The organism is Tumebacillus algifaecis (assembly GCF_002243515.1).
In the GTDB taxonomy this organism is placed as follows: domain Bacteria; phylum Bacillota; class Bacilli; order Tumebacillales; family Tumebacillaceae; genus Tumebacillus_A; species Tumebacillus_A algifaecis.
The window spans coordinates 2370157-2376189 of record NZ_CP022657.1 but is presented as its reverse complement, the minus strand read 5'-3'; the positions used below and the strand labels follow the sequence as shown (position 1 = coordinate 2376189).

The following is a 6033-nucleotide window of genomic DNA, read 5'->3' as shown; positions in this document are numbered from 1 at the left end:
TTCCTCCTATTACTTTGAATAAATTTATTTTCTATGAACGGATATATTTATTAGTGAACTTTCTACCTCTACTATTTTATGACCGATGAGGCAACATATAAAAAACGCGGATGGCAGCATCGATGTCTGCAAGGCGCATTCCTTCGATCTTGCGGATCATTGGCTCCGAAGTTTCGCTGTTCGATTTGACATCGCCATTCCCCGTGTCGGTGAGTGGTTTCAGTTTCACAGCCTCGCCTACGCCGAGTTGCAAGTTGCGCTTGCCTTGGTTTTTTAACTTGTGGTGTGTCAGCACAACTTTGGAAAGGTCGATCCCCACTCGTTCCCTTCCGAATTCAAGCAGTGGCAAAACTCGCTTAAAGAAGATAGCGCGTTTCTCATTAGTCCGTTATAGAAGGATAATCTTGTCACAGAAACGTTAAAGAAGGATTGTTCTGTCAAAATGTATGACAGAACAATCCTTCTTTAAATAATCAATGCTCTCCAAACGACTTCTCCGACTGACAATAAACAGTCATAACATGTGAAATTGTACAGTTCAAACATTGGTCAATCACTTGAAGTGCGTGTTTTGCCAAGCACGATCATTTTTGTACGTTCCATGATCACGAAGATAACAGCTATCAAACTAAAGAAACTGTGACGCTTTTCCTCTTCTCATGGTGTTCGTAGACCGTAGGACTTTGCGGTCATTCTGTATTTTGTAGAGATGGAAAGAAGCACTAATTGAATTGGAAGTTCCTGCACATCCTAGGGAAAAGTCAGTGGGGGGATCTGATGAGTCGGTCGCAGGGGGAAATCAATGTATTGCAAGCTTCGATGATCCTTATTTCGTTTGTTGGTATCAATCTACACGTCATGGTGACCCCTGTTCTGCTGCGCAGCGCAGGACGGGACGCTTGGCTCTCTGTCTTGGTGTCCGGGGCGCTTTTGATGCTCTGGATTCCCTGCTTGTACCTGATTATGAAGAAAAGCGGCCAGCAGCACCTGCTGCAATGGGTGAAACAAAAAGCCGGTCCATTGCTTTCCATTCCACTGACTTTCATTTTTCTCATACAAATGTTTGTGATCGCGTACAGCACGATTCAGGATACGACCACCTGGCTTGCCCTCATGTACTTGTATTTGACACCCAAGCCGGTGTTGGTTGTCATCTTTACTCTGCTCTGTGCGTATCCAGCGTTTTTGGGTCTTCGTGTGATCGCCATCACCAATGGATTGTTGCTACCGTTTGTCATCTTGTTTGGCTTTTTTGTAATGTTCGCCAATATTCCCAACAAGCATTATGATCTTCTTTTTCCAATGCTGGAGCATGGGATAACTCCTGTCATGAAAGGTATGATCCCTGCTGCGTCCGGACTGTCCGAACTCGCAATCTTGCTCTTGCTTCAGCATCATTTGAAAAAAAAGGCCAAAAAAGGTCGGCTCTTCTTGCTGGCAGGATATTCAGTCATACTGATGCTAGGGCCACTAACCGGTGCGATTGCCGAGTTTGGGCCTGACGAAGGCGGCACTTTGCGCTATCCGGCTTCCGAGGAATGGCGAATCGTCTCCCTGTCCCGCATTTTTGAACATGTTGATTTTCTCTCCGTCTTTCAATGGATGGTTGGGAGTTTCGTCCGGACAGCTCTGGCGATCTATCTGATTCCGGAAATTCTTCAAATCTCGGGACGGAAACAGCGTCTGCTCACGATCAGTATTGTTGTGGCCATATTGATCGTAGTTTTACTCCTTCCGTTTGAAGACGCTCAATATCTGTCGTTGATCACGAACTTTCTCCTTCCCTACAACCTCTGGTTTGTGATCGTGCTCACGTTGGTGCTCTTGTTCCTGTGCTTTCTGAAACGACCGAATGAAGGGGGCGAGTCCTATCAATAAAACGAGGCAGGACCTTCAATCGGGTGATCACAGGTCACCGATTCAAAACAAATTGTCAGCCAATGAAGCGTGGTTACGAGATACGTTCCAAGCATGTGAAGACGTGCAGATCAAATCGCTGATCTTGCCTACCAAACAGGCGCCGCGCTCTGTTCTGCTCGTCTATTGCCCAGGTGTCTGCAAAGTGGATCTGATCAATCAGCAAGTGATTCCGAGTCTGGGCAGGGTGCTGCAAACGATTGTTCCCGAGACCTCCAATCAAGAACGAGTGATAGCCGCTTGGCAATACTCGTCTGTGCAAAGTGTGAAGGTGCTAGAAGAAGTGATCGCTCCGGTATTTGAGGGGAAAGTGGCCGTTTTGATCAACGGTGTTGCGACCGCTTTTCTTCTGGACGTGGCCGACCTGCCGAACCGGGAACCGTCTGAGACGAACAGCGAAGTCTCCGTAAAAGGACCGCGCGATGGTTTTACTGAAGAACTGTCGGTCAACATTGCGCTGGTTCGCAAACGTCTCAAGACAAATTCACTCCGAACGGAGTATTTTCGCCTGGGAACACGCAGTCAGACACAAGTCGCCTTGCTCTACATCGAGGACATTGCAAGGCCGGAGTCGATCAAAGAGGTTCGTGAAAAGCTTAACAAGATCGATGCAGAAAGCATTTACAGCTCAACGCAGATCGAAGAGCGGATCATCTCTGCCAAATTCTCGATCTTTCCGCAGATGGATTATACAGGGCGGCCGGATTATGTAGTCGAATCGGTGCTCAAAGGTCGATTTGTTCTGATCATCGACGGAGTTCCAACCTCGCTGATCGCTCCATGCAACCTATTTTTAATGCTAAAAGCTGCGGAAGACATGCATACCAATTATATTTATGCCTCGTTTGAACGGATACTTCGAATCATCGGGCTGTTTGTCGCCGTGCTCCTGCCCGGCTTTTATGTGGCGATCACAAGCTACCATCAGGATCAGATTCCGCTCAGCCTGCTTGCGACCTTGCTGTTAGCTCGCAAAGGAATTCCGTTTACGATCCCCCTTGAGGCGTTCCTGATGCTCCTGCTGTTCGAGCTGTTTCGAGAAGCGGGCGTCCGTTTACCTAGTAAGATCGGGCAAACTCTGGCGGTGGTCGGCGGGTTGATCATCGGGGATGCGGCCATCCGGTCAGGGATCGCCTCCCCCTCCTTGCTCGTGGTGGCCGGAACAACGGCCGTCACCACGTTTACCTTGATCAATCAGTCGTTGGCCGGTGCGGTCTCGATTTTGCGATTGCTGATCATGATACTGTCTTCTTTCCTTGGGCTGTTTGGATTTTTTGTCGGGATGTTTGTGATCTACGTCTATATGGCGAACATCAGATCATTTGGGATTTCCTATCTCACACCGGTCTCTGCTTTTAGTTGGAAAGATTTCTTTCTGTTCTTCATGCGGGAACCTCAAGCTAGAGTCTGGAAGCGTCCTGAATTTCTGCATCCGCTAGACGCTACCAAGGAAGGGAGCGCGGATGATGAAACGTAAACGAAGATCGATCGGGATTCTCCTCCTGCTGGTCGCCTCGGTGTCGCTGTCCGGCTGTTGGAGCTACAAGTCGCTCGAGCATTTAACCTATGTTCTTTCGCTTGGGGTCGATTATCAGGACGGCAACTATATCCTTTATGTGCAAATACCCAATTTTACGAGTATCAGCAAAACGGAAGGTGCGGGTCAATCGGAAAACGCAGCCCCAATCTATGTGGGCAAAGGGATCGGGAAAACGTTCAACCTAGCGATCTTCGATTTGTATCACACCTTGCAGCGCCGCTTGTTTTGGAGCCATATCAGTTCGCTCGTCTTCACCGAAGCGGCTGCAAAAAAAGGGGTGAATGAGGTGATCGACCTCTTACAGCGCTATGGGGAGATTCGACCTACATTTTGGGTGTACACGACCGATGAGCGGATCGAAGATCTGTTGCTCGCTACGCACGTTTTCGATCCCTCCCCTGTCTACTCGAAATTGGGAGATCCGAGCGATATGAACAAACAGGATTCCTATCCGGTGCTTCCTTATCGGCTGCATCGATTTACAGCTATGATGCGGGAACCGATGCACACGTTGATCATCCCGAGTCTCGGGACTGATAAAAGCAAATGGTTTGATGAGAAAAAGAAGTATCGAGTGATGCTATTTGATGGATACAGTGTGGTGATCGGGGATAAATGGGTGGGAAAAATGACGTATTTACAATCGCGCGGTCTACTTTGGCTCAACCGTGAACTGGTACGCGCACCGCTCCCGATCTCATTAGGCGAAGATAAAATCTTCACCGTTGTCATTATGAAACCGAAAATGAAAATAAAACCGTTCGTCAGTGAAGGTGAGCTTCGATTTTCAATTGATATTAAACTTAAAGGACACATTACACAAATTATGGGGTGTATGAGTGAGGAAGAAATAAAAAGAGCGGCAAGTGAGAATGTGAAAAAGCAGGTGATGACCACGTTTCAGGCCGGGATTGATCTTGACGCAGATGTGCTCAATCTATTAGATGTCTTGTATCGTCATCATCAAAAGTTATGGAGACAGTTTTCCAAACAGGGGGAATTGAAGCTAACTGCCGATTCACTACACGATGTGAACGTGAAAATAGATATCGTTCAATACGGGAAAAAAGTGTACTACGGGAAAAAAGTGTATTGAACTGAAAGATGGGAGCAAAAAAGGGGCAAGGATCGATGCCTCTTTTTTGCTCCCATCGTTATGATCACGTCTTCCCTTTCAAATCTTTGCAAAAGTTGCTGTCGTGCAGCCGATTCCAGTTCGAAGCCCTATCTGTAACTGCTGGACGTGGCGACCGGTGTCCGTTTGGATTGGTCTCCTTTGATCAGGCGCATCAACAGCAGGGTCAGTAGCGCCAAGACGAGCATGAACGCTCCTGAGCCGAAGAATACGCTGCCTGTGCCGTACAGGTTGGCAAAGGTCGCTCCGATTGTCGGTGCGAGCAGCGTGGCTGCGCTCTGCATGGAACTGGAAACGCTTGATACGCGTCCGATCAGCTCTTTCGGTGTTTCGGTCTGCAAAATGTAACCGAACGGCACAGTCGCGGCGGCTCCAAACAGTCCGAAGAACAGGAAAATGATCGCCCAGATCACCAGCGGGAACTGCACGACGTGTAGACCCCCGAGGCCGATCAACATGTTCAGCCCGCCTGCCAGCATGCCGACAATTGCGATCAAAGTGAGCGGCGATTTGCGCCACCGCGGAAATTGCCCTGCCAGTAGTGCGCCTGTCACACTGCCAACACCGATCACGCTCATCAGGGTGCCATAGCCCGATTCGACAATGCCCTGTTCTTTGGCCCATATCGCCAGCAGTCCGTCGTATAGGTAGACGAGAAACATGCCGATCGTGATCAGCGTCAGCCCGACTGTCAAAATTCGCACGGTGAAAATGTGTGCGAACCCTTCCTTTAAATCGTTCCAGAACGAGCGTTTTGCTTGTACGGCTTCAGTATCGTCAATCGAAGCTGGTTGGGCGGAAGTTTGTTTGCGAGGGATCGTTGGAAGCTGCCAGATGAACAGGAGTGAAAGTGCCATCAACACTGCTTCAATTCCAAATAGGCTTCTAGGCCCGATCACAGTCACTAGTGCGCCTCCGATTGCTGGCGCGACGATCATCGTCAGCGACATCGTCATTTGACCCAGAGAGATCGCGCCCGGAATTTGTTCGAGCGGGACGATATGGCGAATCATCGCTTGACGTGCTGGAAAGAACAGCGTCCCGATCGCCGAGCGCAGAAACACGAGCGGCAACAGCAGATAGAAGTTGGGCACGAAAAGTAAGCCTGTGATCAACAGGACGCGGATGCCGATGCAGATGAGCATCAATCCTCGCAGTGGCAAACGGTCAACATAGACGCTGAGCATAGGGCCGAGGAAGACCATCGGTACACCTAAGGTCAGCATCAAGATTGCCGTTTCGTTCGGCCCGAGTTGCCAGTGGTAGACAAGCAACACGATCAAGGCGGTCAGATCGAGCCAGTTGCCAAAGCTGGAGAGCAGATCTCCCGTCCATAACATGCGATAGGAACGGTTTTTCAGCGGGACGAATAAAGGTGACGACATGAGCAGTTCACCCTTTCTTGGTTGGCCCCTCGGACTATGAGTGGTCATAGTCTGGG

General features: G+C 49.2%; 5 protein-coding genes. 3 read left to right on the top strand and 2 right to left on the bottom strand.

What is annotated here, in order from left to right; all coding sequences use genetic code 11:
• Positions 1-76: 76 nt before the first annotated feature.
• Positions 77-319, bottom strand: a complete 243-nt coding sequence (locus CIG75_RS21210; protein WP_227874196.1) for a hypothetical protein — start codon at positions 317-319, stop codon at positions 77-79.
• Between the two features lie 458 nt (positions 320-777).
• Here CIG75_RS21210 and CIG75_RS10335 point away from each other — a divergent pair, with 458 nt between their 5' ends.
• From CIG75_RS10335 to CIG75_RS10325, 3 genes are read left to right on the top strand one after another with little or no spacing between them, the layout of a single operon-like run.
• Positions 778-1878, top strand: coding sequence for a GerAB/ArcD/ProY family transporter (locus tag CIG75_RS10335; protein WP_094236598.1), 1101 nt, complete (start codon positions 778-780; stop codon positions 1876-1878).
• A complete protein-coding gene (locus CIG75_RS10330; protein WP_094236597.1) occupies positions 1853-3394 on the top strand; it encodes a spore germination protein in 1542 nt (513 codons plus the stop codon). Before CIG75_RS10335 ends, CIG75_RS10330 begins: the two co-directional genes overlap by 26 nt.
• Complete coding sequence (locus CIG75_RS10325; protein WP_094236596.1) at positions 3381-4553, top strand: Ger(x)C family spore germination protein; 1173 nt, start codon at positions 3381-3383, stop codon at positions 4551-4553. Before CIG75_RS10330 ends, CIG75_RS10325 begins: the two co-directional genes overlap by 14 nt.
• Positions 4554-4681: 128 nt before the next feature.
• Here the strand turns inward: CIG75_RS10325 and CIG75_RS10320 are convergent, their stop codons facing one another.
• Positions 4682-5977 carry an MFS transporter gene (locus CIG75_RS10320; protein ID WP_157729501.1) on the bottom strand — a complete coding sequence of 432 codons (1296 nt, stop codon included), beginning with the start codon at positions 5975-5977 and terminating at the stop codon, positions 4682-4684.
• Between the last annotated feature and the right edge of the window lie 56 nt (positions 5978-6033).

What these genes read in the sequence shown, in the direction of transcription:
- CIG75_RS10335 (WP_094236598.1), top strand. Translation starts at nt 778, where the DNA reads ATGAGTCGGTCGCAGGGGGAAATCAATGTATTGCAAGCTTCGATGATC.
- CIG75_RS10330 (WP_094236597.1), top strand. Translation starts at nt 1,853, where the DNA reads ATGAAGGGGGCGAGTCCTATCAATAAAACGAGGCAGGACCTTCAATCG.
- CIG75_RS10325 (WP_094236596.1), top strand. Translation starts at nt 3,381, where the DNA reads ATGATGAAACGTAAACGAAGATCGATCGGGATTCTCCTCCTGCTGGTC.
- CIG75_RS10320 (WP_157729501.1), bottom strand. Translation starts at nt 5,977, where the DNA reads ATGTCGTCACCTTTATTCGTCCCGCTGAAAAACCGTTCCTATCGCATG.